The organism is Chitinimonas violaceus (assembly GCF_052601015.1).
This window is the reverse complement of sequence record NZ_JBQXDJ010000331.1, coordinates 1-250: the sequence shown is the minus strand read 5'-3', so window position 1 is coordinate 250 and position 250 is coordinate 1. Positions and strand designations below refer to the sequence as shown.

Here is a 250-nt window from a genome sequence, read left to right as displayed (position 1 = left end):
CAAACGCCATCGAGAACATCAACGCTCAGCTACGCAAGATCATTAAGACCCGAGGTCACTTCCCATCTGATGAAGCTGCGACGAAGCTCATCTGGCTGGCGCTGCGCAATATCACCGCTGATTGGGGGGTAATCCCCCCATTTTTAAGGGGAGTCAGAAGTAGCGCTATGCGACCATGGCCAGCCGCTGTATTGGGGTAATACCGCCCAAGGCCATGTTAGGGCGTTCGTGATTGTAGAACCAGATCCAA

1 protein-coding gene is annotated in these 250 nt (G+C 53.6%); it reads left to right on the top strand.

The features are described 5' to 3' along the window. The coding region (locus ACUHMQ_RS21460) for a transposase (protein ID WP_445297441.1) at positions 1–200 on the top strand (200 nt) is incomplete at its 5' end. Between the last annotated feature and the right edge of the window lie 50 nt (positions 201–250).